Here is a 25088-nt window from a genome sequence, read left to right as displayed (position 1 = left end):
TTCCGTCCGATCGTCGGTCAGGCGTCCGGATCGATCGCGAACGGCCGGTTCATGATCACGTCCAGGGGATAAGGGCAGGTTTCAGGGAATTGCTTCAGCGGCAGCCCGGTTTCTTTCGAGGCCTCGATGCGCCCGAGGTCATAGGCGCGCTCGATCGCATCCGCGAGTCGCCCCTTCAGGCCGGGACTGTCGCGCAACTCGTAGACGACCCGTCTGCGGTGCTCGGCGATGGAAAGTGCCCAGCTACGGGTACCCCGCTCCGGCTGATGATCGAACTTCAGCATGTGAAGCAGCACGATTCGCAGCGCGCTCACCAGACTGGCGAACTGGCTCTTGCCCAAGCTCTCGATCTCCTCGGCCAAATTCTCCAGATCGAGGCCGTCGAGGTCGCCGGCCCGCAGGCGCGCGCCCTGCTCCTGGGTCCAGGTGTAAAAGTCGTCCGCATACGCCGTCGTCGGCGAAACGGCTCGGGTCACAGCCTTCGCGACAGCCATCGCGCCCTCCCGGGATGATCCCATCGCCGTGATCCTATCACGGCGCGGCGTGGCGCGCCGCCGCGATGGCGGAAAGCGCCGCGATGGGATCGATGCGGCCGTCGTAGAGCGCCCGGCCGGTGATGGCCCCGGCGATCAGGGCGCAATCGGGCTCCAGCAGGCGGTGCACGTCGGCGATGGAGGCGAGGCCGCCGGAGGCGATCACCGGCACGGCGACGGCGTCGGCCAGGGCCAGGGTCATCTCGACGTTGAGCCCCTTCAGGATGCCGTCGCGGGCGATGTCGGTGTAGACGATGGCCGCGACGCCGGCATCCTCGAAGCGGCGCCCGAGTTCCTCGGCGGTCATGCTGGAGGTCTGTGCCCAGCCCTCGACGGCCACGCGGCCGTCCTTGGCGTCGATGCCCACTGCCACCTTGCCGGGATGGAGCCGCGCCGCCTCGCGGACGAATTCGGGATCGCGCACCGCCGCCGTGCCGATGATGACCCGCGCGACGCCCTTGGCGAGCCAGCCCTCCAGGGTCTTCATGTCCCGGATGCCGCCGCCGAGCTGCACCGGCACGTCCACCGTGGCCAGGATCGAATCGACTGCCTCGGCATTGCGCGGCGCGCCCGCGAAGGCGCCGTCGAGATCGACCACGTGCAGCCACGAGAAGCCCTGCCCGGCGAAGATCGCCGCCTGGGCGGCGGGGTCATCGCCGAAGACGGTCGCCCGGTCCATGTCCCCCTGCACGAGGCGGACGCAGCGGCCGCCCTTCAGGTCGATTGCGGGATACAGGATCACCGGGCTGTCTTTCCGTTTGGTCCCTCGGCGCCGCTCACGGGCGCCAGCGGAGGAAGTTGGCGATGAGGGCGAGGCCGAGTTGCTGGCTCTTTTCGGGGTGGAACTGCATGCCGGCGACGTTGTCGCGGGCCACGGCGGCCGTGACCGGCCCGCCGTAATCGGCGAGCATCACGGTATCATCGGGCCGCTCCGGCGTCAGGGCGAAGCTGTGCACGAAATAGGCGTGCAGACCGTGCTCCCCCGTGGGAATGCCCGCGAACAGGGCGTGAGGCCGGGCCGCGCGCAGGGTGTTCCAGCCCATATGCGGCACCTTCAGCGCCGGATCGGACGGGCGGATCGGCCCGACATCGCCGGGGATCCAGCCGAGGCCGGGTGTCTCGGCATATTCGAGGCCGCGGCTCGCCAGCAACTGCATCCCGACGCAGATGCCGAGGAAGGGCGTGCCCTTCTCTTTCACTGCCCCGGTCATGGCCTCGACCATGCCGGGCACGGCATCGAGCCCCGCCCGGCAATCGGCATAGGCGCCGACGCCCGGCAGGACGATCCTGTCCGCCGCCGCCACGACCTCCGGGTCGGCGGTGAGCACGATGCGGGTGTCGTCGAGCGCAGCCTCGCGGGCCGCGCGCTCGAAGGCCTTCAGGGCCGAGTGCAGGTTGCCTGAGCCGTAATCGATGATGGCGACGGTTCGTCCGGTCATGCCCGATCCCACGCCGTCACCGCCCGCCTTCGCGGGCGGGGAAAAGGCCGATCACCGGCTCGGCGCGCCGCACGGGACCACCCGGGAAGGGCGGACGCGGCGGCGGCGGCAGGCTCGCGGGATCGAGCCAGCGGGCGAGGAGCCGCGCCTCGGCCTCGGCGGAATCGCGGGCGACGACGGCGTCGCGCAGGGCGAAGCCCCGGCGGGCCAGGGTCCAGCGGCGCAGGCTCGACGCCTCGAACCCGATCAGCACGCTGGCGAGGAGGGCGATGCCCGTCCCCGCCGCGCGGGTCAGGCCGAGCGCGTAGCCGGCGAAGGCCACAGCGGCGAGGCCCGCGAGCACGATCAGCGCCGCCACCCAGAGCCGGTGGAACAGGAACCACAGCACGGTGTAGGCGAAAGCCGGCCAGGAGAACCCGTCGGGCACGATCACGGCCCGGTCCAGGGTGTCGGTCTCGCCGGGGCGAGCGTCCGGCGGCAAGTGGAGGGTGTAGCTGCGCATCCGCATTGGGGGTGTCCTACAGCGTGCCCTTGGTCGAGGGCACCCGGCCTTCCTCGCGGGGGTCGACCGCCACCGCCGCCCGCAAGGCGCGGGCCAGCCCCTTGAACAGGCTTTCCGCGATATGGTGCGCGTTCTCGCCGTACAGCGTCTCGACGTGCAGGGTCAGCCCGGCATTCATCGCGAAGGCCTGGAACCACTCGCGGACGAGTTCGGTGTCGAAGGTGCCGATCTTCTCCACCCGGAACTGCGTGCGGAACACGAGGAAGGGGCGGCCGGAGATGTCGACGCAGACGCGGCTCAGGGTCTCGTCCATCGGCAGGTGAATGTCGGCGTAGCGGGTCACGCCGCGCTTGTCGCCCAGCGCCTTGGCGAAGGCCTGCCCCAGGGCGATGCCACAATCCTCGGCGGAATGGTGCTGATCGACATGCAGGTCGCCGACGACCCTGATGTCGAGGTCGAACAGGGCGTGCCGCGCGAGCAGTTCCAGCATGTGGTCGAGGAAGCCGATGCCGGTGGCGATCGTCGCCTTGCCGGTGCCGTCGAGGGCGACGCTCACCGAGACGTCGGTCTCGGCGGTTGTCCGGCTGATGCTCGCGCTGCGCATTGTGTCCGCGTGTTGGTGAAGGCAGCGATGGCGCCGCCGGCTGCTTCTAGATGACCAGTCGCCAAAGGGAAATCGCGCGCCGGCCTCAGCCGTTCAGCACCCGCCCCGCGATGGCGTCGAGCTTGGCGAGCAGGGCCGGATCGCGGACTGCGGGGGCCGTCATGATCGCGCCGTCGAGGGCCCGGTGCGATCCGACCGGGCACTCCTCCCGCTCCACCGGAAAGTCGCGGGCGAGGCGCGAGACGAGGCGGGCCGCCTTGTCGGCGTTGGCCCGCGCCACGGCGACCACCGCCGCCACGTCCACGGCGTCGTGGCCGGGGTGCCAGCAATCGTAGTCGGTCACCATGGCGATGGTCGCGTAGGTGATCTCCGCTTCGCGCGCGAGCTTGGCCTCGGGCATGTTGGTCATGCCGATCACGTCGAAGCCCTGCGCCTTGTAGGCACGGGATTCGGCGAGCGAGGAGAATTGCGGCCCCTCCATGCACACGTAGGTGCCGCCCCGGTGGATCGCGATCTCCTCCGCCTTGGCCGCCTGCGCGATGCGCTTCTGCAGGTTCGGACCGACCGGGTGGGCCAGCGACACATGGGCGACGCAGCCGTCGCCGAAGAAGGACGAGGCGCGGCCGTGGGTGCGGTCCACGAACTGGTCCACGAGGACGAAGGTGCCGGGATGCAGCTCATCGCGGAACGAACCGCAGGCCGAGAGCGACACGATGTCGGTGACGCCCGCCCGCTTCATCGTGTCGATGTTCGCGCGGTAATTGATGCCCGAGGGCGAGAAGCGATGGCCGCGCCCGTGCCGGGCGAGGAACACCACCTTGGTCGCGCCGATCCGCCCGATCCGCAGGGCGTCCGAGGGCTCGCCCCAGGGCGATACGATGCGCTCCTCGCGCACGTCCTCCAGGCCCGGCAGGTCGTAGACCCCCGATCCGCCGATCACCCCGAGTACCGCTGCGGTCATGCCCGATGCCCTGTCTTGTCGTTCGAGGGCCGGTAGCACGCCCCTGCCGCCCAAAAAAGACGGGCCTCCCCGAGGGGAGGCCCGCATCGTCCGTGCAAGGTGGCCGGCTTACCAGGCCTTGTGCAGTTCCGGCTGGAGGCCGTGGACCTCGCCGCCGACATCCGCCCAGACCTTCTTCTTCACGTAGTAGAGCAGGCCGGACAGGATGATCAGGAACAGGATCACCCGGAAGCCGAGGGCCTTGCGGTCCATCATGTGCGGCTCGGCGGCCCACATCAGGAAGGCCGAGACGTCCTTGCCGTACTGCTCCACCGTCTCCGGCACGACCGGCTGGCCCTGGTCGTTCTTCGCGTAGGTGACCTGACCGTCCGAGATGGGCGGCGGCATCGCGATGATGTGGCCCGGGTAATAGAGGTTGTAGTGGCCGCCATCCGGGACTTGGAAGTCCTTCGGAGCGTCCTTGTAACCGTTGAGTAGGCCGTGGATGTAATCCGGGCCCTGCTCCGTGTAGCCGACGAAGGGCAGCCAGTCGTAGAGGAAGGTCAGGTTTCCGCGCGAGAAGGTCCGCGCCTTGGCGATCACCGAGAAGTCCGGCGGCGCCTTGCCGCCGTTGGCAGCGGCGGCGGCCTGATCGTTCGGGAAGGGCGCCGGGAAGGTGTCCGCCGGGCGGCCGGGCCGCTCGAACATCTCACCCGAATCGTTCGGGCCGTCCTTCACCTGATAGGTGGCGGCCAACGCCTTCACCTGCGAGGCCGAGAAGTGCGGGCCGCCTTCCTGCGCGAGGTTGCGGAAGGAGACGAGCTTCATCGAGTGACAGGCGGAGCAGACTTCCTTGTAGACTTGGAAGCCGCGCTGCAACTGCGCCTCGTCGAAGCGGCCGAACATGCCGGCGAAGCTCCAGTTCACCCGCGGCGGCACCGGGCCGCCATGGGCATCCTCGGCCCGCGCGGGCGCGCCGAGGAGAAGGGCCGCCATCGCGGCGGCGAGGGTCGTGGAGAGGACGCGGGTCATGGCCATCGAGTCGTCGTCCTTCAGCCCTTGACCTGCGGCGCCGCCGCGGCGCCCGCCGGCATGCCCGCCCCCGAGATCTGCCGGCCCGGACCGGTCACGCTCTCGACGATCGAACCGGGCAAGGGCTTGGGCGTCTCGAACAGGCCGCAGAGCGGCATCACCAGCAGGAAGTGCGCGAAGTAGTAGGCGGTGCAGATCTGGGAGGCGATCACGTAGCCGCCTTCCGGGGGCTGCGAGCCGAGCCAGCCGAGGACGAAGCACACGCCCAGGAACACCCACATGAACTGCCGGTAGATCGGCCGGTAGTTGCACGAGCGGATGCGCGACGTGTCGAGCCAGGGCGCGAAGGCCAGGATGATCACCGCCGAGAACATCAGGATGACGCCGCCGAGCTTGTCCGGCACCGCACGCAGGATCGCGTAGAACGGCAGGAAGTACCATTCCGGCACGATGTGCGCGGGCGTCACCGCCGGGTTCGCCTGAATGTAGTTGTCCGCATGGCCGAGGTAGTTCGGCATGAAGAACAGGAACCACGCGAACAGGATCATGAACACCACGGTGGCGAACACGTCCTTCACCGTCGCGTAGGGGGTGAAGGGCACCGCGTCCTTGCCCGACTTGATCGGGATGCCGGCCGGGTTGTTCTGACCCGTCACATGCAGCGCCCAGACGTGCAGGACGACGACGCCCGCGATCATCCAGGGCAGCAGGTAGTGCAGGGAGAAGAAGCGGTTCACGGTCGGGTTGCCGACGGAGTAGCCGCCCCAGAGCAGGCTCTGGATCGTGTCGCCGACCACCGGGATCGCCGCCAGGATGTTGGTGATGACGGTGGCGCCCCAGAAGCTCATCTGGCCCCACGGCAGGGTGTAGCCGAGGAAGGCCGTGGCCATCATCAGCAGGTAGATGATGACGCCGAGGATGTAGAGCACCTCACGCGGGGCCTTGTACGACCCGTAATAGAGCGCCCGGAACATGTGGACGTAGACCGCCACGAAGAACATCGACGCGCCGTTGGCGTGCGCGTAGCGCAGCAGCCAGCCGTAGTTCACGTCGCGCATGATCTTCTCGACGGAGTTGAAGGCTCCGGTCGCGGACGGCTCGTAATGCATCGCCAGCCACACGCCGGTGATGATCTGGATGCCGAGGAAGGCGGCGAGGATGGCGCCGAAGGTCCAGAAGTAGTTCAGGTTCCGGGGCACCGGATACGCGATGAACGACGAGTGGACGAGGCCGACGATCGGCAGCCGCGATTCAAACCATTTGGCGACGCGGCTCTTCGGGACGTAGGTGCTGGCGGTACCGCTCATGTCTGCCTCTGTCCTCAGGCCTCGCCCTTCCCGCCCTGTTCGCCGATGCGGATCTTGGTGTCCGTCTGGAAGGCGTAGGGCGGAATGGGAAGATTGATCGGCGCGGGCCCGCGGCGGACGCGGCCCACGGCGTCGAACTGGGAGCCGTGGCACGGGCAGGCCCAGCCCTCGAAGTTACCCTGGTGGCCGATCGGCACGCAGCCCAGGTGCGTGCAATTGCCGTAGACCACCAGCCACTGGTCGTGGCCGTTCTTCACCCGCGAATCGAAGGCGGCGGGCTCGATCATGGCCGAGAGCGGCACGCCCTTCATGTCCGTGACCTCCTTCGAGGTCAGCTTGCGCACGAAGATCAGCTTGCCCCGCCAGAAGACGTTGACGATCTGCCCGTCCTGGATCGGCGTCAGGTCCACCTCGATGGGGGCACCGGCCGCGATCACGTCGGCATCGGGCGCCATGGAGGAGACGAAGGGCCACGCGACGGCAGCGGCGCCGACGGCGAGGCCCGCCCCCGTCGCGAGGAACAGGAAATCACGACGGCTGCCGTCGTGGGACGCATCGGCGGGAGCGGCGGTTGTGTTCGCCAAGGGCTCAGCACTCCGAGGTCGTGTGTCACGGGTCGGTTCCGCCGGAAGGCGGCCGCCGGGACCACAGCATTATGGTTCTAAACTGTGCAATGCGACCGGCCGTCGCCTCAAGTCAAGCGCCCCGGACCAATGGCCAAGCCAAACCCGCGAGGAAGTGCGCAAAGTGTGACAAGGGCGGCGCGGCCGGGCCGCCCTGCGAAGACGAACGTCCAGCAATATCAAGAAACACGCGACTGTCCTAAACGTTAGCCGCGCGTTAATTAGGCCACGGCATGATAATTCAAAATTCCGTGCAAGTTGTGCTTGGGGAAGTCGCGTGTCGTTGTTGAAGAGTGGACTGAAATCCATTGGCGCGAAGCTGACGATTGCGATGCTGGGCCTGTCTCTCGGCTCTGCGGCGGTGGTCGGCGTAGTCAGCTACCGTGCCCAGGTCTCGGCGAGCGACAGCGCCATCGGCGCGAGTCTCCTGCGGCGCTACAACGCCGTCTCGGAGGCCATGGCCGAGCAGGGCCAGCGGGCGCTCACCGCCGCCTTCGCCATCGCCAACGACCGGGGGCGTGGCCGATGCCTTCGCCCGGGGCGACCGCGCCGACGCCCTCGCCCGCCTCGCCCCGCTTTATCCCGAGATGAAGAAGCTCGATCTCGGCCTCGTCACCCTGCACGGGGCGGACGGGAAGGCCTTCGCCCGCTCGCACGCGCCGGACAAGTTCGGCGACGAGGTGCTCGCCCGCCGCGCCATGGTGCGGGACGTGATCCAGGCGCGCGGCACGCAGACCGGCATCGAGCCCGGCCGCGACAGCGTCAGCATCTTCGCCGTGGTGCCGATGACGGTCGAGGGCCGGTTCGTGGGCGTCGCCGACGTGGGCGCGGCCCTCGGGCCCGACTTCCTCGCCGCCCTGAAGCGCCGGGTCGGGGTCGATCTCGCGATGCATCTCGTGGGCGAAAACGGCGTGCAGACGCTGGGCGCCACCTTCGCGCAGAAGTCGCTGCTGCCGCAGGACGCACAGCGCGAGGCGATGGGCGGGCCGATCGCGCCGCACATGGGCGAGATCGCCGGTCGCCCCGTCGCGGTGCTGGCCGCGCCGCTGCGCAACTATTCCGGCAAGGCCATCGGCACGCTGGAGGTCGCCCTCGACGTCACCGACCTCCTCGCCGCCCGCGACCGCGCGATCTACACCCTCGGCGCGGTCCTGCTGGCCGTCGCCGCCGCCGCGATGGCCGCCGCCTACGCCCTGTCCCGCCATATCGGCACCCCGGTGGCGCAACTGAACGACGCGATGGGCGAGATCGCCGCCGGCCGCCTCGACCGCGAAGTGCCCTCCCTGGACCGGGGCGACGCCATCGGCGACATGGCCCGCTCGGTCGCCTATTTCCGCGATGGGCTGGTCAGCCAGCGCACCATGACGGCCGAGAAGGAGGCCGACACCCTGGAGAAGATGCGCCAGGCCGAGCGGATGAGCGCGCTCATCCACGGCTTCGAGGGCAGCGTCGGCTCCATCGTCGGCATCGTCTCCTCCGCCGCCACCGAGTTGCAGGCCACCGCCCAGCACCTGTCGCAGACCGCCGACGACACCTCGGCGCGGGCGGAAGCCGTCGCCGTCGCGGCGCATCAGGCGGGCTCGAACGTCACCTCCGTGGCCGGCGCCGCCGAGGAGCTCGGCGCGTCGGTGCAGGAGATCGCCCGGCAGGTGGATCATTCCCTCTCCCAGTCTACCGCGGCGGTTCAGGAGACGCAGGCCTCCGCCGCCACGGTGAGCGAACTGAAGGAGATGGTGGGCCGCATCGACGAGATCGTCGCGCTCATCGCCGGCATCGCCGCGCAGACGAACCTGCTCGCCCTCAACGCCACCATCGAGGCGGCGCGGGCCGGCGAGGCGGGGCGTGGCTTCGCCGTCGTGGCCTCCGAGGTGAAGGCGCTCGCCGCGCAGACGAGCCGCGCCACCGACGAGATCTCGGCGCAGATCGCCGGCATCCAGGCCACCACCGCGAAGGCGGTCACGGGGATCGGCGGCATCGTGGGGACGATCCACGACATCAACCGTGCGGCTTCGGCCATCGCCACTGCGGTGGACCAGCAGGGCGCGGCGACCCGCGAGATCGTCTCGGCGGTCAGCCAAGCCTCGCAGGGCACCTCCGAGGTCGGCTCCAGCATCGCCGTGGTCTCGAACGCCGTCTCCGGCACGGGCGCGGCGGCGGGGCAGGTCTTCGCGGCGTCCGAGGAGCTGGCGCGTCAGGCAGAGGCCCTGCGCGCCGAGGTGGAAGGCTTCCTCCACGGCGTGCGGGCGGCCTGAGACCCTACTCGGCGGCGTCCTCGAAGGGCGCCGTCCGGTCGGGCAGGAACCCGCCCGATTGCCGGGCCCAGAGTCCGGCATAGACCCCGCCCCGCGCCACGAGCTGGGCGTGCGTCCCCTCCTCCACGATCCGGCCCGCCTCGATCACCACGAGGCGGTCCATCGCCGCGATGGTCGAGAGCCGGTGGGCGATGGCGAGCACGGTCTTGCCGGCCATCAGCGTGTCGAGGGAATCCTGGATCGCCGCCTCGACCTGGCTGTCCAGCGCCGAGGTCGCCTCGTCGAGGATGAGGATCGGCGCGTCCTTCAGGATCACGCGGGCAATGGCGATGCGCTGGCGCTGCCCGCCCGAGAGCTTCACCCCCCGCTCGCCCACATGGGCCTCGTAGCCCCGCCGGCCCTTGTGGTCCACGAGGTCGGCGATGAACCCGTCCGCATGGGCGAGCCGGGCGGCCTGATCCACCTCCGCGTCGGTCGCGCTCGGGCGCCCGTAGGCGATGTTGTCCCGGATGGAGCGGTGCAGCAGGGACGTGTCCTGGCTGACCATCGCCACCGCCTCGCGCAGGGACAATTGCGTGACCCCCGCGATGTCCTGCCCGTCGATAAGGATGCGCCCGCTCTCCACGTCGTAGAGGCGCAGCAGCAGCGTCGCGAGGGTCGACTTGCCCGCGCCGCTCACCCCCACCAGCCCGACGCGCTCGCCGGCCCGGATCGTGAGGGAGAAATCCTCGATGATCGAGGCATCGCCCCGCCCGTAATGGAAGCCGACCTGCTCGTAGCGGATCTCGCCACCCGTCACCGCGAGCTCCCGCGCGCCGGGGGCATCGACGAGGCCGTGCGGACGGCTGATCGTCTGCATGCTCTCTTGGATGACGCCGACATTCTCGAACACGCCGCGCACGGTCTGCATCACCCAGCCGGACATGGCGATGAGGCGCAGCACCAGGGCGAGCCCGGCCGAGGCCTCGCCGGTCGTCATGCCGCCCTGCCGCCACAGGGCGAGGCAGGCCCAGCCGGTGGCGATCAGCAGCGCGCTGTTGAGGATGCCGAGCAGGGTCGTCGTCGCCGTCACGAGGCGGAACTGGTGCAGGTAGGCGTCGGTGTGGGTCTGCACCGCGTCGCGCACCGCCGCGCGCTCCTCCCGGTCACGGGCGAAGAGCTTCACGGTGAGGATGTTGGTGTAGCTGTCCACCACGCGGCCGATCAGCACCGAGCGGGTGTCGGCGGTGGCGTGCGAGCGCGCCCGCGCCCGGGGCACGAACCACCGCGTGAGCGCGGCATAGGCGAGGATCCAGAGCACCACCGGCAGGGCGAGCCAGGGGGAGATCGAGCCGAACAGCCCCACCGCCGTCACGGCATAGATCGCGACGTAGAGGAGCGTGTCGATGAACACGACCGCGAGTTCGCGCACCGCCGGGCCGACCTGCACCACGCGGTTCGCAAGCCGCCCGGCGAAGTCGGCCTGGAAGTACGAGAGCGAGTGCCCGAGGGTGTAGAGATGCGCCCGCCAGCGGATCTGGTTGGTGGATTGCGGCACCACGAGCTGGTTCGACAGGGCCTCGTGCGCCCAGATCGAGACCGGCCGCACCAGTGCGACGAGGGCGAGGGAGATCGCGATGCCCGTCGCATGATCCGACAGGACCGTGGCCCGGTCGGCCGAGCCGAGCATGTCGATGAACCAGCGCATGACGAGGTAGAGGGACGCCTCCACCGTGCCCGCGATCACCGCGATGGCGAAGAGCGCCGCCAGCGCCCCCCGGATCGGGCGCAGGTAGAACCACGCGAAGCCGGTGACCGACTTCGGGGGCATCCGCGTCTCATCAAAGGATGCGAAGGGGTCGATCCGGCGTTCGAGCCAATCGAGGAACATGCTGTACGACGGGTTCTCCGGCAGGACCCGTCATGTAAGGGCCGGGAGCCGCAGGCCAAGCGACCGCGACTCCACGGCAGCCGACTAGCGGTTGAGGGCGAGGGACGCGCCGGACTTGGTGAGCGCGCCGTCGAGCCCCGCACCGCCCTGGCGCAGGCGCGCCGCGACGCTGCCGCCCGGCTGGTAGAGGTAGACCTCGCCGTCGCGGTAATCCCAGGCCGAGACCCGGCCGAGTTCCTTGTTCGAACAGCCGGAGGTCGAGGCCTTGTAGAGGTCGAGGGAGGGCGTGCTCGACAGGGTCACGCGGCAGCTGGCGCCCGTGGCGTCACGGGCATCCCACCCGCCCACCACGGCGGCGCGGCCGGTGGTCGTGACCGGCGGCGGCGGCGGGGGCGGCGTCACCGGCTCCGCGACGACGGCAGGTGCGCTCGGGTTCAGGCCGGCGACGGGACCGGGGGGCGGGGGCGGGGGCGGGGCATCCGGGCTCGCCGAGGCGCCCGGCGGGGGCGCGAGGGGAGCGGCGGTGACGGTGCCGGAGGGGATCGCCGCCACGGGCGCCTCGAACTCGGCACGGGGTCCGGGGGCGCGGGTCTTCGGTCCCTCGAAACGGTCCGACGCGCAGGCGCCGAGGCCGGCGCTGAGGCAAAGGACGGCGATCAACGAGGGGCTCGGGCGCGGCATCGGTCCCACTTGGCTCGGGCTGGTGGCTCGGACGGGCGCCGACATGCGCCCCGTGCCTGCCTCGGCGGGAAATGCGCTCGCCACAAGGCGGGGTCCGGCTCGTTCGGGCGTCGGGGGGCGAATTACGGGCTTTTCGCCCCGGTGTTGCCCCGGCGCCGCAGGGGCGCCGGGGGGGTCGGCGCGGGCGATCAGACCTCGCGCTCGACCATCATCTTCTTGATCTCGGCGATGGCCTTCGCCGGGTTCAGGCTCTTCGGGCAGGTGTTGGCGCAGTTCATGATCGTGTGGCAGCGGTACAGCCGGAACGGATCGTGCAGGTTGTCGAGGCGCGCGCCCGTGTTCTCGTCGCGGGAATCGATCAGCCAGCGATAGGCCTGAAGCAGGGCTGCCGGCCCTAAGAACTTCTCGCCGTTCCACCAGTAGCTGGGGCACGAGGTCGAGCAGCAGGCGCAGAGGATGCACTCGTAGAGGCCGTCGAGGCGGGCGCGGTCCTCCGGCGTCTGGCGCCACTCCTTCTCGGGAGAGGGCGTGTCGGTCTGGAGCCAGGGCTCGATGGCCGCGTGCTGCGCGTAGAAGTTCGTGAGATCCGGCACCAGATCCTTCAGCACCGGCATGTGCGGCAGCGGATAGATGCGGATGGCGCCGTCCTTGTCCTTGCGGGTCAGGATCGGCAGGGCGTTGTCGGGGCTCTTGCACTCGTCGATGCCCATCGTGCAGGCGAGCGCGTTCTGCCCCTCGATGTTCATGGCGCAGGAACCGCAGATGCCCTCGCGGCAGGAGCGGCGGAAGACCAGGGTCGAGTCGACCTTGTTCTTAATCCACAGCAGGGCGTCGAGCACCATCGGCCCGCAATCCTCCCGGTCGACCAGATAGGTGTCGACGCGCGGGTTCTGCCCGTCATCCGGGTTCCAGCGGTAGATCCGGAAGGTCTGCAGGTTCTTCGCACCGGCCGGCGCCGGCCAGGACTTGCCCTGCGTGATCTGCGAGTTCTTGGGCAGGTTGAACTGGGCCATGGGGAGTATCGATTCCGCGAGGGCAGGTCGATGCGGCGGATCGCGGAGCGACCCGCCGCCTGATGGTTCAGCCGAGGAAAAGCCTCAGTACACGCGCGCCTTCGGCTCGATGTACTGGATCTCGTTCGACATCGTGTAGGTGTGCACCGGACGATAATCGATGGTGACCCCACCCGTGTCGCCGATCCAGGCCAGGGTGTGCTTCATCCAGTCCTTGTCGTCGCGGTCCGGGAAGTCCTCGCGGGCGTGGGCGCCGCGCGATTCCTTGCGGTTGGCGGCGGATTCCATCGTCACCACCGCCTGTCCGATCAGGTTGTCGAACTCCAGGGTCTCCAGGAGGTCGGTGTTCCAGACCAGCGAGCGGTCGGTGATCTTCACGTCCGAGGCGGCGTCGTGGACCTTGTGGATCAGGCCGCGGCCCTCTTCCAGAACCTCGCCCGTGCGGAAGACGGCGCAGTTGTTCTGCATGGTCTTCTGCATCTCGGCGCGCAGTTCCGCCGTGGCGGTGCTGCCGTTGGCGTAGCGGAAGCGGTCGAGGCGCTCCAAGGCCTTGTCCGTGGCGCCCTTCGGCAATTCCATCGCCCGGCCGTTCGGCTCGACGATCTCGGCGCAGCGCTTGCCGGCCGCCCGGCCGAACACCACGAGATCGATGAGCGAGTTGGAGCCGAGGCGGTTCGCCCCGTGCACCGAGACGCAGGCCGCTTCGCCGATGGCCATCAGGCCCGGCACCACCGTGTCGGGGTTGCCGTCCTTCAGGGTCAGCACCTCGCCGTGATAGTTCGTGGGGATGCCGCCCATGTTGTAGTGAACGGTCGGGATGACCGGGATCGGCTCCTTGGTCACGTCGACGCCCGCGAAGATCTTCGCGCTCTCCGAGATGCCCGGCAGGCGCTCGTGGAGGATCTTCGGGTCGAGGTGGTCGAGGTGCAGGTAGATGTGGTCCTTGTTCTTGCCGACGCCGCGGCCGTCGCGGATCTCCATGGTCATGGAGCGCGAGACGACGTCGCGGGAGGCGAGGTCCTTCGCCGACGGGGCGTAGCGCTCCATGAAGCGCTCACCCTCGGAGTTGGTGAGGTAGCCACCCTCGCCGCGCGAGCCCTCGGTGATGAGGCAGCCGGCGCCGTAGATGCCGGTTGGGTGGAACTGCACGAACTCCATGTCCTGCAGGGGCAGGCCGGCGCGGAGCACCATGGCGTTGCCGTCACCGGTGCAGGTGTGGGCGGAGGTCGCCGAGAAGTAGGCCCGGCCGTAGCCGCCCGTCGCCAGGATGGTCTGCTGCGCGCGGAAGCGGTGGATCTCGCCGGTCGCCTGATCGAGGGCGATGACGCCCCGGCAGCGGCCTTCCTCGTCCATGATGAGGTCGAGGGCGAAGTACTCGATGAAGAAGTCCGTCTGGTTCTTCACCGCCTGCCCGTAGAGGGTGTGCAGCATGGCGTGGCCGGTGCGGTCGGCCGCCGCGCAGGTGCGCTGGGCGGTGCCCTTGCCGTAATCGGTGGTCATGCCGCCGAACGGACGCTGGTAGATCTTGCCCTCTTCCGTGCGGGAGAAGGGCACGCCCCAATGCTCCAGCTCGTACACCGCCGCCGGGGCGTTGCGCACGAGGTATTCGATGGCGTCCTGATCGCCGAGCCAGTCCGACCCCTTCACGGTGTCGTACATGTGCCAGCGCCAATCGTCCGGCCCCATGTTGCCGAGCGAGGCCGAAATGCCGCCCTGTGCCGCCACGGTGTGCGAGCGGGTGGGGAACACCTTGGTGATGCAGGCCGTGCGCAGGCCGGCTTCCGAGCAGCCCACCGTCGCGCGAAGGCCCGCGCCGCCGGCGCCGACGATCACCACGTCGAACGCGTGATCATGGATGGTGTAGGCGGGCTTGCCGCCGTTCGTTCCGTTCACGGCCATGGTCGGCTCCGAAGGTTGCGGGATCAGACGGGCGGCTGGCCGAAGCCGACGCGCAGGATCGCGTAGAGGCAGGCCACGGCCACGACGACCGCGTAGAAGTTGTTGGCGAAGATGGCCGCGATCTTGGTCGCGGGGGCGTGGACGTAATCCTCGATGACCACCTGCATGCCGAGACTCATGTGGATCGTCACCGACAGCACCGCCAGGATCAGGACCAGCGACACGAAGGGGCTGCCCACGAGGCGGATCGCCTCAGGGTAGGGCCGCCCGGCCATGCGGGCGATGATGACCACGAAGGCCAGCATGAGGAATACGTTCGCGACGGCGGTGAGCCGCTGCAGCCACCAATGCCCGGCGCCGTGATGCGAGACGCCTAGCCCCCGTACCCGCGCGCGGGGCGTGCGGATCGAGACGGCGGTGTTCTGGCGGATGGATTCCTTGGCCATGTCAGTCCCTCTCAGCGGGCCAGGAGGCCGACGACCCAGACCACGACGGTCAGCGCGGTCGAGCCGATGAGCGTCATCCGGGCGAGGCTGAGGCGCTGCGTCTTGTCGAAGCCGATGCCGGCGTCCCACACGAAGTGGCGGATGCCGCCGAGCATGTGGTGCAGCAGGATCCAGGTGTAGACGAACAGGATCAGCTTGCCGAAGATCGACCCGAAGAAGCCCGCGACCCACCCATAGGCCGCCGGGCCGGAGGCCAGGGCCACGAGCCAGATGGCGACCAGCGCGGTGCCGCCGTAGAGCGCGGTGCCGGTGATGCGGTGGAACACCGACATCGCCATGGTCCACGTCCAGCGGTAGATCTGGAGGTGCGGCGAGAGCGGCTGGGCCACTGTCGGGCGGGCTGTTGGGGCCATCGGCGGGGGAACCTCGCGGTTTCGAACTGGACCGTCTCTAAGGTGGAAGCGGTAGTGTCTGGGCGGGAAAGCCGCAAGGCGGCATGGTGCGGCGCAATGCACCCAACCCACTGACACATCGACTAATCTGTCATTTCAGCCATCCGAGGAGCCGCCACCATCCGTAATCGAGGGGCGCGGCCACGAAGAGCGAGACGAGGCCGAAGGGCACGGTGAGGCGGGCCGCCCGCGCGAGCGGCACCCGCCCGAGTTCGCTGGCGAAGACGATGGGCGGCGCCTGATAGGGGAAGAACAGGGTCGAGTAGCCGATCACCTGGATCGAGACGACGGCGAGCGCCGGCAGGCCGCTCGCCTGGGCCATTTCCGGCGCCAGGGCGGTGTAGAGCGCAGGCGCCCCGTTGGCGGTGACGAGCAGGGTGATCGCCGTGCTGATTCCCGTGAGCACCGCGAAGTTCTGCGCCGTGGCACCGGGCTCGAGCGGCGCCACCGCGAGGAGCGCATGGCCCAGCCGCTCCCCCAGGCCGGTGGCGTTCACCAGGGCGACGAGGCCAAGCAGGGCGGCGATGTAGAAGCAGGTCCGCAGGCTCACCTGCCCGAACGCATCCGCCGACATCACGCCGACCTTCGGCAGGAGGCACAAAACCGCCGCCATCAGCCCGACCCAGGCGGGCGGCAGGCCGTGGAGGCTGTCCGTCATCCAGAGGGCGAGGGTGCCGACGAGGATCGCCGCGAGCCGGCGCTCCGGCCCCGACAGCGGCGGCAGGGCGGGCATGTCCCGCGTCGCCGCCGAGACCCGGTCGGGGAACAGGCGGACGACGAGCCCCACCAGCATCACGCCCTTCACGAAGGCCAGCACGGGGGCGTGCAGCAGGAAATACGACAGGTAGGAGAAGTGCACGCCGAGCAGCCGCTCGGCCGAGCCCGCCATCACGAGGTTCGGCACGTTGGCGGGCAGGATCGCCGCCGAGAGGACCGGGGTCGCCACGCCCACCGCGAGCACGGCGCCGTCCCGCCCCGGCCGCCCGGCCGCGAGACCGAAGGCGTCGCAGAGCGCCAGGGTAACGGGGATCATCAGGGCGATGCGGCCGAGATTCGAGGGCATCACCAGGGCGAGCAGGAAGCTCAGCCCCACGAGCCCGGCAATGAACAGCGTGTAGGAGCCCGACAGGCGCTGGGCGAGCACCCGCGCCATCCGCGCGCCGAGGCCGGTGCGGGTCATGCCCTGCCCGACGATCATCCCCGACAGGACGAGCCAGAAGGCCTGCGAGGCGAAGCCGGAGAAGATCGTCTCGGCCGGGGCGAGCTTGAACAGCATCGCCAGCCCGAAGAAGGCCAAGGCGGTGACGATCTCCGGCAGCAGCGCCGTCGCCCAGAGGCCCATGCACAGGACGAGCAGGAGGGCCGTGCCGAGCAACGCACCCTGTCCGGTCAAAGCAGCCGTCCTCCCCAATCCCGATTGGCCGCGATCCTGCCCGGTTCCCAACCGATCGCAATGCGTCGTCCGTGCATCCAGCCTTCGTGCGAAGCGAAGGGTGAGGCAATTTCACAATCATCGATTGATTCAAATAAAAACAAGTCTATCGTGCGCACAACCAAAAGTTTTAAGGCCATTTAATTGTAAATGTTCTAAAAGATAAATCGTCGTTCGCGCTTGTTTCATGTTGAATACGCGCGTCGAATCTGCGTCATTACGCCGCGCCAACCGACCCAGCGCGTGGGCAGCGCCGAGACCGCGACTTCGATGGTTTCAATACTTCACCGCGAGCACCGACGCTCGATTCTGTTCTGCATGATCGTCGTCTCTGCCACGACATCACCAGCCAGGGCGCGGGACACGCCGCCGCCGGCCGCCGAGGTGATGCTCGACACCCTCACCGTCGAGGGCGTGGCAGGGCCACGGGGCGTCGTGCCGGCCTATGCCGGCGGACAGGTGGCGCGGGGCGGCCGGCTCGGGCTCCTCGGCAATACCGAGACGGCCAAGTCGCCGTTCAGCGTCTCCAGCTACACCGACACGTTCGTGCGCGACCGGCAGGCCTCGACGGTGTCGGAGGCGTTGGCCCTCGACCCCTCGGTCCGCGCCACGCAAACGACCGGGGCGCCGTTCGATTCGCTCTACATTCGCGGCTTGCCCGCCAGCGAGGGACTCAGCGGCGAGACCGCCTTCGACGGACTTTACGGCATTGCCCCGAGCTTCCGCGTCTTCGCCGACTATGCCGAGCGGATCGAGGTGCTGAAAGGTCCCTCCGCGGCCCTGTCCGGCATCGCACCGAACGGTGGCGTCGGCGGCACCGTCAACGTGGTGCCCAAGCGCGCGGGTGAAGACCTGACCCGCCTGACCCTCGATTACGGCTCCCGCGTCCATGGCGGCGGGCAGCTCGATGTGGCGCGGCGGGGTGGCACGAACCGCGAATGGGGTGTGCGTTTCGTCGGCAGCGCCCATGGCGGCGACACGCCGGTCGACCGGCAATCGGAGACGAGCGGCGTCGGGGCGCTGGCGCTGGACTACCAGGGCGAGCGATTCCGGGCGTGGCTCTACCTGCTCGCGCAGACCGACCGTTTCCAGGCGCCGCTTCGGCCGTTCCTGCTGCCGGCCGGTGTCCGCGTGCCGAGAGCCCCGGACGGACGCCGCAATGTGACCCAGCCCTGGGAAACCTCGACCGTCGATGATCGCGGCGGCCTCCTGCGCGCCGAATACGACCTGACCGACAGGATCACCCTGTTCGCCGATGTCGGCGGATCGCAGACGGAGGTTTCGCGCATCTTCGCCTCCGCGCCGACCATCACCAACCTGCGGGGCGATACGGTGACGGTCCCGCAATTCTACGGTCTCGACAGCGACCGCCTCACCGCCGATGGCGGCCTGCGCGCCACCTTCGAGACCGGGTTCATCCGCCATGCCTTCGCGGTCCAGGCGTCCAGCTACCACGAGGAGATCGGCCGCTACCTCTCGCCGGCCGGGCGCAGCTACCGCTCGAACATCTATGCCCCCGTCCTCGTCCCGCCCATCGGCGTGGCGGTGAGCCAGGCTCGCCCGCGCCTTTCCGACAGCACGCTGACGGGCGTATCCGTCGCCGATACGATGTCCGTGCTGGACGAGCATGTGCTGCTGACGTGGGGCGTGCGCCGCCAGGGCGTCGTGGCGCACAACTACGCGGTGAATGCCGGCACGCTGCTCACGACCTACGACAGGAGCGCCACGACCCCCCTGGTCGGCCTCGTGGTGCGGCCGTCGGACGCCGTCTCGGTCTACGGCAACTACATCGAGGGACTGAGCCGGGGTGACGTGGCCCCCGCCACCGCCGCCAATTCTGGCGCGGTGCTGGCGCCCTACGTCGCGCATCAGGTCGAAGTGGGCGTGAAGGTCGATTGGGGCGCCGTCTCCACCACCCTCGCCGCGTTCCGCATCGACAAGCCGAACGGCGAACTCGGCACCGGCCGCATCTACGCACAGACCGGCGAGCAGCGGATCGAGGGGCTGGAATTCGGCGTCTACGGCGAGGTCGCGCCGGGCATCCGGGCGCTCGGCGGGGTGACGCTCCTCGACGGCACCCTCACCCGCACTGTCACCGCCGCGAATGTCGGCCATACGCCCATTGGCGTGCCCGGCCTCCAGTTGAACCTCGGCGGGGAATGGGACATCCCCTTCGTGCCGGGTCTCACCCTCGACGGAGCGGTGGTGCATACCGGCCGCCAATATCTCGACGCCGCCAACCGGCAGGCGGTGCCGGATTGGACACGGGTGGATGCCGGCGCCCGGTATGCGACCCTGATCGGCGGGCGCCGCACGGTGTTCCGCGCCACAATCGTCAACGTGGCCGGCGCGAAATACTGGACGGGCGTCGCCTCGTACGGGACGTTCTTCCAGGCGGCGCCGCGCACCTACCTCCTGTCGATGGCGGTCGATCTGTAGGCTACCGGAACGGCGGCTCGTCGAAGCTCCTGAGCTTGCGCGAATGCAGCCCCGCCCGGTCGGCGCGGAGCCCGTCGAGGGCGGCGAGGCCCACCTTCAGGTGCTCCGAGACCGCCCGGTCGTAGAAGGCGTTCGCAGCACCCGGCAGCTTGATCTCCCCGTGCAGCGGCTTGTCGGACACGCAGAGCAGCGCCCCATAGGGCACCCGCAGGCGGTAGCCCTGCGCCGCCACCGTGCCGCTCTCCATGTCCACCGCGATGGCCCGCGACTGGTTGATGCGCTTCCGCTCCTGGGTGAAACGCAACTCCCAGTTGCGGTCATCGTAGGTGACGACGGTGCCGGTGCGCAGGCGCTGCTTCAGGGCGTCGTCGTGCTCCCCCGTCACCTGGGCGGCGGCCGATTGCAGGGCGAGTTGCACTTCGGCGAGCGCCGGCACCGGCACGTCCGGCGGCACGAGTTCGTCGAGGATGCGGTCCCGCCGGAAATAGGCGTGGGCCAGCACGTAATCGCCGATGGTCTGCGATTGGCGCAGGCCGCCGCAATGGCCGACCATCAGCCAGCAATCCGGCCGCAGCACCGCGAGATGGTCGGTGATCGTCTTCGCGTTGGAGGGGCCGACGCCGATATTCACCAGGGTCGTGCCCTGCATCGATCCATCGGGGGCGCGGGCGACGAGGTGGTAGGCTGGCATCTGGTGGCGGTGCCAGGGCGAGGCGGCGAGCAGGGCCGCCGGATCGGCGCCCTCGGCCTCGCCGCGATTCACCACGATGCCGCCGGGCAGGACCAGCCGCTCGAACCCCTCCTCGCCGGAGGCCAGCCGTTCGAGCCCGTGCCGCACGAACTGATCGACGTAGCGGTGGTAGTTGGTGAGCAGGATCCAGGGCTGGACCTCGCGCCAATCGCAGCCCGTGTAGTGGACGAGGCGGCGCAGCGAGTAATCGACCCGCACCCCGTCGAACAGGGCGAGCGGCCTCGGCTCGCCCTCGACCATGTCGAAGGTGCCGTCCGCGATCTCGTCGCCCACCACGGAGAGGAGCGGCACGGGGAAGTAGGTGGCGAGTTCGGCCGCCTCGACCTGCCGCGCGCTGGGGTCGAGCCCCGCTTCGAGCACGTAGGGGTACGGGATTTCCTGCGCGCTCACACCCACTTCGAGGGAAACGCCGTAATCCGCCACCAACGGTTCCAACTGCCGCAGCAGGTAATCGCGGAAGAAGGCCGGGTGGGTGATCGTCGTGGAATAGGTGCCACCCGCCTGGAGCTTGGCCGTCGCCCGGCGCAGGCGCGGCAGCGGCCCGTTCGGCTGGTAGGTCACGCGCAGTTCGGGATAGCGGAAGGCCAGCCGCTCCGAGGCATCGGGCGGGGCGCCGCCGCCGAGGTAGCGTTCCAGGGCCTCCCACAGGGCGGATGTCGCGCCTTCGTACAGGGTGACGAGTTGCGCCACCGCCGAAGCGGCATCCGGGACGGCCTGCATCGGCCGCAATTCGCGTTCGATCATGTGTCCTCCGGCCTTCGGCCTTACACCGCGCGGGCGGCTCGCGCGAGACGGCCCTTGCGCCGCGCCGTCCCTTGCCCGACACCGCGCGCGGTAAGGGGACGGGCGATGGATGATGACGCTTTCGGGGTGCGCCCCGGCGAGGTGATGGCCGACCTGCCGGCGTCCTTCGACGCCGGTCTGCACTTCATCGGCCGCCTGCGCACGCCGTGGACGGAGCGCGCCGACTGCCCGAAGAACGGGTTGCAGACGCAGGAAATCTGCACCGTCGAAGTGGATCCGGCCTACGCGGCGGGGTTGAGCCACGTCACCGGCTGCACGCACCTGATCCTGCTCTACTGGATGGACCGGGCGACGCGGGGACTCCTCGTGCAGCAGCCGCGCCATGCGGACGGGCCGCGCGGCACCTTCTCGCTGCGCTCCCCCGCCCGGCCGAACCCCATCGCCCTGTCGGTGGTGGAACTCCTGGGTCGTGAGGGCGACAGCTTACGTGTGCGCGGCCTCGATTGCCTCGACGGCACGGCGCTCCTCGACATCAAACCCTATTACGCTTCCACCGACGCCCGGCCCGAGGCGCAGGTGGACCGCGCGGGCGCCGGCCGATGAAGCGTTTCCTCGCACCGGCCATCGCCGCGCTGCTGATCTTCGCGGCGGGCGCCATCGCCGGCTGGTCCTCGCGAAAAGCCCCCGCCGACGCGCGGGCCTATGCGGGGATGCGCCTCGTCGCCGTGCAGGTCGCCCTGGACGAGGCGCCGGCGGCGTACGATTTCCTCGCGGGCGATTCGCAGACGGAGCTGCAACCCGGCGACCAGCGGCCCTGCGGCCGCGCTCTGGTCAATGGCGGGGTGAGCGGGGCGACCTCCTCGGCCTATGCCGATTACCTCGCGACCTTGCGCTTCCCGGTGCGGCCGACAGCGGCCTCGCTGACTATCGGCACCAACGACCTCCTCCTGAAGAACCGCCCGCGCGGCGTCGATGCGGCCTCTCGCTTCGAGGCCTCGGCCGAGCGGATCGTGCGCGGGCTGCAGGGGGTGACGGATCGCGTGGTCGTCACCGCCCTCCCCCCGGTGGGGCGCGAGATCGCCGCCTTCGTGGATGCGGGAGCGGTGGGCGATTATTCGGACAGGCTGAAGGCCCTGTGCGGCCGGCTGGGCTGCACCTTCACCGACCCGTTCGCGGATCTCCGCGATGGCGCGACCGGCTACGCCAAGCCCGGCGCCCTGCGCGACGGGCTGCATCTGGCCAAGTTCAGGCCGGCGATCCAGGCCCTGGCGCCGGCTTTGTGCGGGGGGTGACGCTGCGCTCCACATTGTGACCGGAATCGACTGCGGTTATATTCCCGGTGATACGGGAGGCACCCATCAGCAAGGCTCGCCAACGCGCTACGCAAACTTATCGGTCTCGTCTCGGCGAGCGCGGCTTGGCGCGCTTCGAGGTGCTCGGCCGCGAGGCTGATCGTGACCTGATCCGGTCCATCGCCCGCACGCTGGCGAAGGACACGCCTGAGGCCACGGAACTGCGCGCCTCCGTCGGCCGTGCGATGGCCGGCGAGCCCCCTCGCACAGGAGGCATCCTTGCCGCGTTGCGCCGGTCGCCTCTGGTCGGGGCCAACCTCGATCTCGAGCGTCCCCGCGAGGATGGGCGTGTCATCGAACTCTGATGCGCTTCCTGCTCGACACGAACATCGTTAGCAACGCCATCAAGCCCCGCCCATCGGACGCGTTGCTGGAGTGGATGGGGCGGCAGGCCGATCAGGATCTGGCCATTGCGACGCTGACCCTGGCGGAAATTCGCCGGGGTATTCTCGACCTTCCGGCCGGCAAGCGGCGCAACGACCTCGCGATGTGGTTTGCCGGGCCGGAAGGGCCACAGGCGCTGTTCGCGGGTCGAGTACTGCCCTTCGATGAAAAGGCAGCCCTCGTCTGGGCCGAACTGATGGCCGAGGGAAAGGCGCGCGGGCGCCCCCGCAGTGTCCTCGATACCATCATCGCCGCCGTCGCTCAGGCGAATGGCTGCGTGGTCGTCACGGAGAACGAGAGGGATTTCGACGGCGTCGCGATCTTCAATCCGATGAAGCCGACCAGCTGAGCTGGCCCTTACTCACTCCCACTCGATGGTGCCGGGGGGCTTCGAGGTGATGTCGTAGGTCACGCGGTTGATGCCCTTCACCTCGTTGATGATCCGCGTTGCCACGCGACCGAGGAAGGCCATGTCGAAGGGGTAGAAATCGGCCGTCATGCCGTCCACCGACGTCACCGCGCGGAGCGCGCAGACGTGGTCGTAGGTGCGGCCGTCGCCCATCACGCCCACCGTCTTCACCGGCAGGATCACCGCGAAGGCCTGCCAGATCGTGTCGTAGAGGCCCGCTTGGCGGATCTCGTCGAGGTAGATCGCATCGGCCTTGCGCAGGGCGTCCAGCTTCTCCCCCGTGATCGTGCCGGGGCAGCGGATCGCGAGGCCGGGGCCGGGGAACGGATGGCGGCCGACGAAGGCCTCCGGCAGGCCGAGCTCCTTGCCCAGCACCCGCACCTCGTCCTTGAACAGCTCGCGCAGGGGCTCCACGAGCTTCATGTCCATGCGCTCGGGCAGGCCGCCGACATTGTGGTGGCTCTTGATCGTCACCGAGGGGCCGCCCGTGAAGGACACGCTCTCGATCACGTCCGGGTAGAGCGTGCCCTGCGCCAGGAACTTCGCCCCGCCGATCTTCTTCGATTCCGCCTCGAACACGTCGATGAACAGGCGGCCGATGGTCTTGCGCTTGACCTCCGGGTCCGAGACCCCCTCCAGCGCCGAGAGGAACATGCCGCTCGCCTCCACGTGGACGAGGGGGATGTTGTAGTGGTCGCGGAACAGGGCCACGACCTGCTCGGCCTCGCCGAGGCGCAGCAGCCCGTGGTCCACGAACACGCAGGTGAGCTGGTCGCCGATGGCCTCGTGGATCAGCACCGCCGCGACGGCCGAATCGACGCCGCCCGACAGGCCGCAGATCACCTTCTCGGCGCCGACCTGCTCGCGGATCTTGGCGATGGCCTCCTCGCGGTAGGCGCCCATCGTCCAGTCGCCGGAGCAGCCGGCGATGTCGCGCACGAAGTTGCGGATCAGCAGGGCGCCGTGGGGCGTGTGCGCCACCTCCGGGTGGAACTGCACCGCGTAGTAGTTCCGTGCCTCGTCGGCCACCGCCGCGAAGGGGGCGTTCTTCGAGATAGCCACGGTGGTGAAGCCGTCGGGCAGCTTCGTCACCCGGTCGCCGTGGCTCATCCAGACCGGGTACTTCTCGCCCTTGTGCCACACGCCGTTGAACAGCGGGCACGCGGCCAGCACCTCGATCTCGGCCCGGCCGAATTCCGCGTGGTGGCCACCCTCGACGGCGCCGCCGAGCTGGGCCGCCATCGTCTGCTGCCCGTAGCAGATGCCGAAGACCGGCACGCCCGAATCGAACACCAGTTGCGGCGCGCGGGGGCTGGCCTCGACCGTCACCGATTCGGGACCGCCGGAGAGGATCACGCCCTTCGGCTTCTGCTCGCGGAAGGCGGCCTCGGCCTTGGTGAAGGGCACGATCTCGCAATAGACGCCCTCCTCCCGCACCCGTCGGGCGATGAGCTGCGTCACCTGAGAGCCGAAATCGACGATCAGGATCTTGTCGTGGTCGGTATTCATCGGGCGCTTTGTGAACGAGGCGCGGCGGGCACGCAACGCGCGTGCCCGTTCGGTCTGGGGAAGGCGGTCAGTCGAAGTTGCGGATCTTGGCCGAACCGCCGAGGCTGATCACCGGCTTCGGCGCCCCCTTGGCCGCCCCCGCGAGGCTCACCTTCTTCTGGCCCGGCAGGGGCTTGTGCTTGGTGAGCGCCGCCGCCGCGTCGACGGAGGGCTTGGCCGGCTTGAGATGAGCCTGCCCGTGGATCACGGCGCCGATCTCCCCGGCCACGCGCATCAGATCCTCGCGATCGCAGGCGCGGGCCACCTTCAGGCCGAGCTGGTGCATGTGGCTCTTACCGTAGAGGTAGGTGTTTGGTCCCGGCATTTGGTGGAGCGGGTTTGACCTGAAGCGTTCGGGCTCGGCGGACCATGCTTTGCAGATAGCCTCGTAGGGCGTGAGGCCACGCAGGATCTTGAGGCGGCGGCCAAAGTTGTA

Annotated in this window: 25 protein-coding genes; 6 read left to right on the top strand and 19 right to left on the bottom strand. The window is 69.3% G+C overall.

Translation table 11 applies throughout. From position 1 onward, the window contains the following. Nucleotides 1-17: 17 nt before the first annotated feature. The 9 genes from AAHF99_RS20360 to petA all read right to left on the bottom strand — a co-directional run bounded on the left by AAHF99_RS20360 (nt 18) and on the right by petA (nt 6941). A complete protein-coding gene (locus AAHF99_RS20360; protein ID WP_342166294.1) occupies nt 18-494 on the bottom strand; it encodes a DUF29 domain-containing protein in 477 nt (158 codons plus the stop codon). 37 nt (nt 495-531) lie between these two features. After that, the gene (hisA, locus tag AAHF99_RS20355) at nt 532-1275 is read right to left on the bottom strand and encodes a 1-(5-phosphoribosyl)-5-[(5-phosphoribosylamino)methylideneamino]imidazole-4-carboxamide isomerase (RefSeq protein WP_342166293.1); all 744 of its coding nucleotides are present in this window, start codon (nt 1273-1275) and stop codon (nt 532-534) included. Between the two features lie 34 nt (nt 1276-1309). Further along, a complete protein-coding gene (hisH, locus tag AAHF99_RS20350; RefSeq protein WP_342166292.1) occupies nt 1310-1972 on the bottom strand; it encodes an imidazole glycerol phosphate synthase subunit HisH in 663 nt (220 codons plus the stop codon). A 16-nt stretch (nt 1973-1988) separates the two neighbouring features. Next, complete coding sequence (locus AAHF99_RS20345) at nt 1989-2474, bottom strand: DUF2628 domain-containing protein (protein WP_412759920.1); 486 nt, start codon at nt 2472-2474, stop codon at nt 1989-1991. 16 nt (nt 2475-2490) lie between these two features. Further along, the gene (hisB, locus tag AAHF99_RS20340) at nt 2491-3078 is read right to left on the bottom strand and encodes an imidazoleglycerol-phosphate dehydratase HisB (RefSeq protein ID WP_342166290.1); all 588 of its coding nucleotides are present in this window, start codon (nt 3076-3078) and stop codon (nt 2491-2493) included. A gap of 85 nt (nt 3079-3163) precedes the next feature. Next, complete coding sequence (locus AAHF99_RS20335) at nt 3164-4039, bottom strand: S-methyl-5'-thioadenosine phosphorylase (RefSeq protein ID WP_342166289.1); 876 nt, start codon at nt 4037-4039, stop codon at nt 3164-3166. 108 nt (nt 4040-4147) lie between these two features. After that, nucleotides 4148-5056 (bottom strand): cytochrome c1, encoded by a 909-nt coding sequence (locus AAHF99_RS20330; RefSeq protein WP_342166288.1) that lies wholly within the window; start codon nt 5054-5056, stop codon nt 4148-4150. Nucleotides 5057-5070: 14 nt separating this feature from the next. Further along, the gene (locus AAHF99_RS20325; protein WP_342166287.1) at nt 5071-6357 is read right to left on the bottom strand and encodes a cytochrome b; all 1287 of its coding nucleotides are present in this window, start codon (nt 6355-6357) and stop codon (nt 5071-5073) included. A 14-nt stretch (nt 6358-6371) separates the two neighbouring features. After that, complete coding sequence (petA, locus tag AAHF99_RS20320) at nt 6372-6941, bottom strand: ubiquinol-cytochrome c reductase iron-sulfur subunit (RefSeq protein ID WP_243958157.1); 570 nt, start codon at nt 6939-6941, stop codon at nt 6372-6374. Between the two features lie 557 nt (nt 6942-7498). Between petA and AAHF99_RS20315 the strand changes: the two genes are divergently transcribed. Next, nucleotides 7499-9232, top strand: coding sequence for a methyl-accepting chemotaxis protein (locus tag AAHF99_RS20315; RefSeq protein ID WP_342166285.1), 1734 nt, complete (start codon nt 7499-7501; stop codon nt 9230-9232). A gap of 4 nt (nt 9233-9236) precedes the next feature. Here AAHF99_RS20315 and AAHF99_RS20310 read toward each other — a convergent pair whose 3' ends face one another. The 7 genes from AAHF99_RS20310 to AAHF99_RS20280 form a co-directional block, all read right to left on the bottom strand. Further along, nucleotides 9237-11102, bottom strand: a complete 1866-nt coding sequence (locus AAHF99_RS20310; RefSeq protein WP_342166284.1) for an ABC transporter ATP-binding protein — start codon at nt 11100-11102, stop codon at nt 9237-9239. A gap of 84 nt (nt 11103-11186) precedes the next feature. Then, nucleotides 11187-11783 carry an AprI/Inh family metalloprotease inhibitor gene (locus AAHF99_RS20305; RefSeq protein WP_342166283.1) on the bottom strand — a complete coding sequence of 199 codons (597 nt, stop codon included), beginning with the start codon at nt 11781-11783 and terminating at the stop codon, nt 11187-11189. A gap of 188 nt (nt 11784-11971) precedes the next feature. Beyond that, nucleotides 11972-12796, bottom strand: a complete 825-nt coding sequence (locus AAHF99_RS20300) for a succinate dehydrogenase iron-sulfur subunit (protein ID WP_243958143.1) — start codon at nt 12794-12796, stop codon at nt 11972-11974. Between the two features lie 84 nt (nt 12797-12880). Then, entirely contained in the window at nt 12881-14695 is a 1815-nt protein-coding gene (gene sdhA, locus AAHF99_RS20295; protein WP_342166280.1) for a succinate dehydrogenase flavoprotein subunit, read from the bottom strand. A gap of 23 nt (nt 14696-14718) precedes the next feature. Then, nucleotides 14719-15141: a succinate dehydrogenase, hydrophobic membrane anchor protein gene (sdhD, locus tag AAHF99_RS20290; protein WP_342166279.1), complete on the bottom strand. Its 423-nt coding sequence runs from the start codon at nt 15139-15141 to the stop codon at nt 14719-14721. 11 nt (nt 15142-15152) lie between these two features. Continuing rightward, on the bottom strand, nt 15153-15554 hold the full coding sequence (gene sdhC / locus AAHF99_RS20285; RefSeq protein ID WP_243958137.1) for a succinate dehydrogenase, cytochrome b556 subunit: 402 nt from the start codon (nt 15552-15554) through the stop codon (nt 15153-15155). Between the two features lie 130 nt (nt 15555-15684). Beyond that, nucleotides 15685-16935 (bottom strand): SLC13 family permease, encoded by a 1251-nt coding sequence (locus AAHF99_RS20280; protein ID WP_342166386.1) that lies wholly within the window; start codon nt 16933-16935, stop codon nt 15685-15687. A gap of 408 nt (nt 16936-17343) precedes the next feature. Between AAHF99_RS20280 and AAHF99_RS20275 the strand changes: the two genes are divergently transcribed. Next, nucleotides 17344-19464: a TonB-dependent receptor gene (locus tag AAHF99_RS20275; RefSeq protein WP_342166278.1), complete on the top strand. Its 2121-nt coding sequence runs from the start codon at nt 17344-17346 to the stop codon at nt 19462-19464. Nucleotide 19465: 1 nt separating this feature from the next. On the opposite strand, the gene AAHF99_RS20270 is transcribed toward AAHF99_RS20275, so the two are convergent. After that, entirely contained in the window at nt 19466-20959 is a 1494-nt protein-coding gene (locus AAHF99_RS20270; RefSeq protein ID WP_342166277.1) for an AMP nucleosidase, read from the bottom strand. A gap of 105 nt (nt 20960-21064) precedes the next feature. Between AAHF99_RS20270 and tsaA the strand changes: the two genes are divergently transcribed. From tsaA to AAHF99_RS20250, 4 genes are all read left to right on the top strand, one after another. After that, entirely contained in the window at nt 21065-21562 is a 498-nt protein-coding gene (gene tsaA, locus AAHF99_RS20265) for a tRNA (N6-threonylcarbamoyladenosine(37)-N6)-methyltransferase TrmO (protein ID WP_342166275.1), read from the top strand. Then, nucleotides 21559-22251, top strand: a complete 693-nt coding sequence (locus AAHF99_RS20260; protein WP_342166274.1) for an SGNH/GDSL hydrolase family protein — start codon at nt 21559-21561, stop codon at nt 22249-22251. Before tsaA ends, AAHF99_RS20260 begins: the two co-directional genes overlap by 4 nt. Nucleotides 22252-22316: 65 nt before the next feature. Next, a complete protein-coding gene (locus AAHF99_RS20255) occupies nt 22317-22616 on the top strand; it encodes a hypothetical protein (RefSeq protein WP_342166385.1) in 300 nt (99 codons plus the stop codon). Then, nucleotides 22616-23044, top strand: coding sequence for a PIN domain-containing protein (locus tag AAHF99_RS20250; RefSeq protein WP_342166273.1), 429 nt, complete (start codon nt 22616-22618; stop codon nt 23042-23044). The genes AAHF99_RS20255 and AAHF99_RS20250 overlap by 1 nt, the downstream gene beginning before the upstream one ends. A gap of 12 nt (nt 23045-23056) precedes the next feature. Here the strand turns inward: AAHF99_RS20250 and guaA are convergent, their stop codons facing one another. Both guaA and AAHF99_RS20240 read right to left on the bottom strand, forming a co-directional pair. Beyond that, nucleotides 23057-24613: a glutamine-hydrolyzing GMP synthase gene (guaA, locus tag AAHF99_RS20245; RefSeq protein ID WP_342166272.1), complete on the bottom strand. Its 1557-nt coding sequence runs from the start codon at nt 24611-24613 to the stop codon at nt 23057-23059. A gap of 67 nt (nt 24614-24680) precedes the next feature. Then, nucleotides 24681-25061: a hypothetical protein gene (locus AAHF99_RS20240; RefSeq protein WP_459558955.1), complete on the bottom strand. Its 381-nt coding sequence runs from the start codon at nt 25059-25061 to the stop codon at nt 24681-24683. Nucleotides 25062-25088 lie beyond the last annotated feature (27 nt).

Origin of the sequence: Methylobacterium litchii (assembly GCF_038442315.1) — a bacterium.
GTDB lineage: Bacteria > Pseudomonadota > Alphaproteobacteria > Rhizobiales > Beijerinckiaceae > Methylobacterium > Methylobacterium litchii.
Note: the sequence above shows the minus strand (reverse complement) of the source record. Positions and strands in the feature narration are given on the sequence as shown.

Bases quoted from the DNA above. Each gene is read 5' to 3' on its own strand.
- AAHF99_RS20360 (WP_342166294.1), bottom strand. From the start codon at position 494: ATGGCTGTCGCGAAGGCTGTGACCCGAGCCGTTTCGCCGACGACGGCG.
- hisH (WP_342166292.1), bottom strand. From the start codon at position 1,972: ATGACCGGACGAACCGTCGCCATCATCGATTACGGCTCAGGCAACCTG.
- AAHF99_RS20345 (WP_412759920.1), bottom strand. From the start codon at position 2,474: ATGCGCAGCTACACCCTCCACTTGCCGCCGGACGCTCGCCCCGGCGAG.
- hisB (WP_342166290.1), bottom strand. From the start codon at position 3,078: ATGCGCAGCGCGAGCATCAGCCGGACAACCGCCGAGACCGACGTCTCG.
- AAHF99_RS20335 (WP_342166289.1), bottom strand. From the start codon at position 4,039: ATGACCGCAGCGGTACTCGGGGTGATCGGCGGATCGGGGGTCTACGAC.
- AAHF99_RS20330 (WP_342166288.1), bottom strand. From the start codon at position 5,056: ATGGCCATGACCCGCGTCCTCTCCACGACCCTCGCCGCCGCGATGGCG.
- AAHF99_RS20325 (WP_342166287.1), bottom strand. From the start codon at position 6,357: ATGAGCGGTACCGCCAGCACCTACGTCCCGAAGAGCCGCGTCGCCAAA.
- AAHF99_RS20310 (WP_342166284.1), bottom strand. From the start codon at position 11,102: ATGTTCCTCGATTGGCTCGAACGCCGGATCGACCCCTTCGCATCCTTT.
- AAHF99_RS20305 (WP_342166283.1), bottom strand. From the start codon at position 11,783: ATGCCGCGCCCGAGCCCCTCGTTGATCGCCGTCCTTTGCCTCAGCGCC.
- AAHF99_RS20300 (WP_243958143.1), bottom strand. From the start codon at position 12,796: ATGGCCCAGTTCAACCTGCCCAAGAACTCGCAGATCACGCAGGGCAAG.
- sdhA (WP_342166280.1), bottom strand. From the start codon at position 14,695: ATGGCCGTGAACGGAACGAACGGCGGCAAGCCCGCCTACACCATCCAT.
- sdhD (WP_342166279.1), bottom strand. From the start codon at position 15,141: ATGGCCAAGGAATCCATCCGCCAGAACACCGCCGTCTCGATCCGCACG.
- sdhC (WP_243958137.1), bottom strand. From the start codon at position 15,554: ATGGCCCCAACAGCCCGCCCGACAGTGGCCCAGCCGCTCTCGCCGCAC.
- AAHF99_RS20280 (WP_342166386.1), bottom strand. From the start codon at position 16,935: ATGGGCCTCTGGGCGACGGCGCTGCTGCCGGAGATCGTCACCGCCTTG.
- AAHF99_RS20275 (WP_342166278.1), top strand. From the start codon at position 17,344: ATGATCGTCGTCTCTGCCACGACATCACCAGCCAGGGCGCGGGACACG.
- AAHF99_RS20270 (WP_342166277.1), bottom strand. From the start codon at position 20,959: ATGATCGAACGCGAATTGCGGCCGATGCAGGCCGTCCCGGATGCCGCT.
- tsaA (WP_342166275.1), top strand. From the start codon at position 21,065: ATGGATGATGACGCTTTCGGGGTGCGCCCCGGCGAGGTGATGGCCGAC.
- AAHF99_RS20260 (WP_342166274.1), top strand. From the start codon at position 21,559: ATGAAGCGTTTCCTCGCACCGGCCATCGCCGCGCTGCTGATCTTCGCG.
- AAHF99_RS20250 (WP_342166273.1), top strand. From the start codon at position 22,616: ATGCGCTTCCTGCTCGACACGAACATCGTTAGCAACGCCATCAAGCCC.
- guaA (WP_342166272.1), bottom strand. From the start codon at position 24,613: ATGAATACCGACCACGACAAGATCCTGATCGTCGATTTCGGCTCTCAG.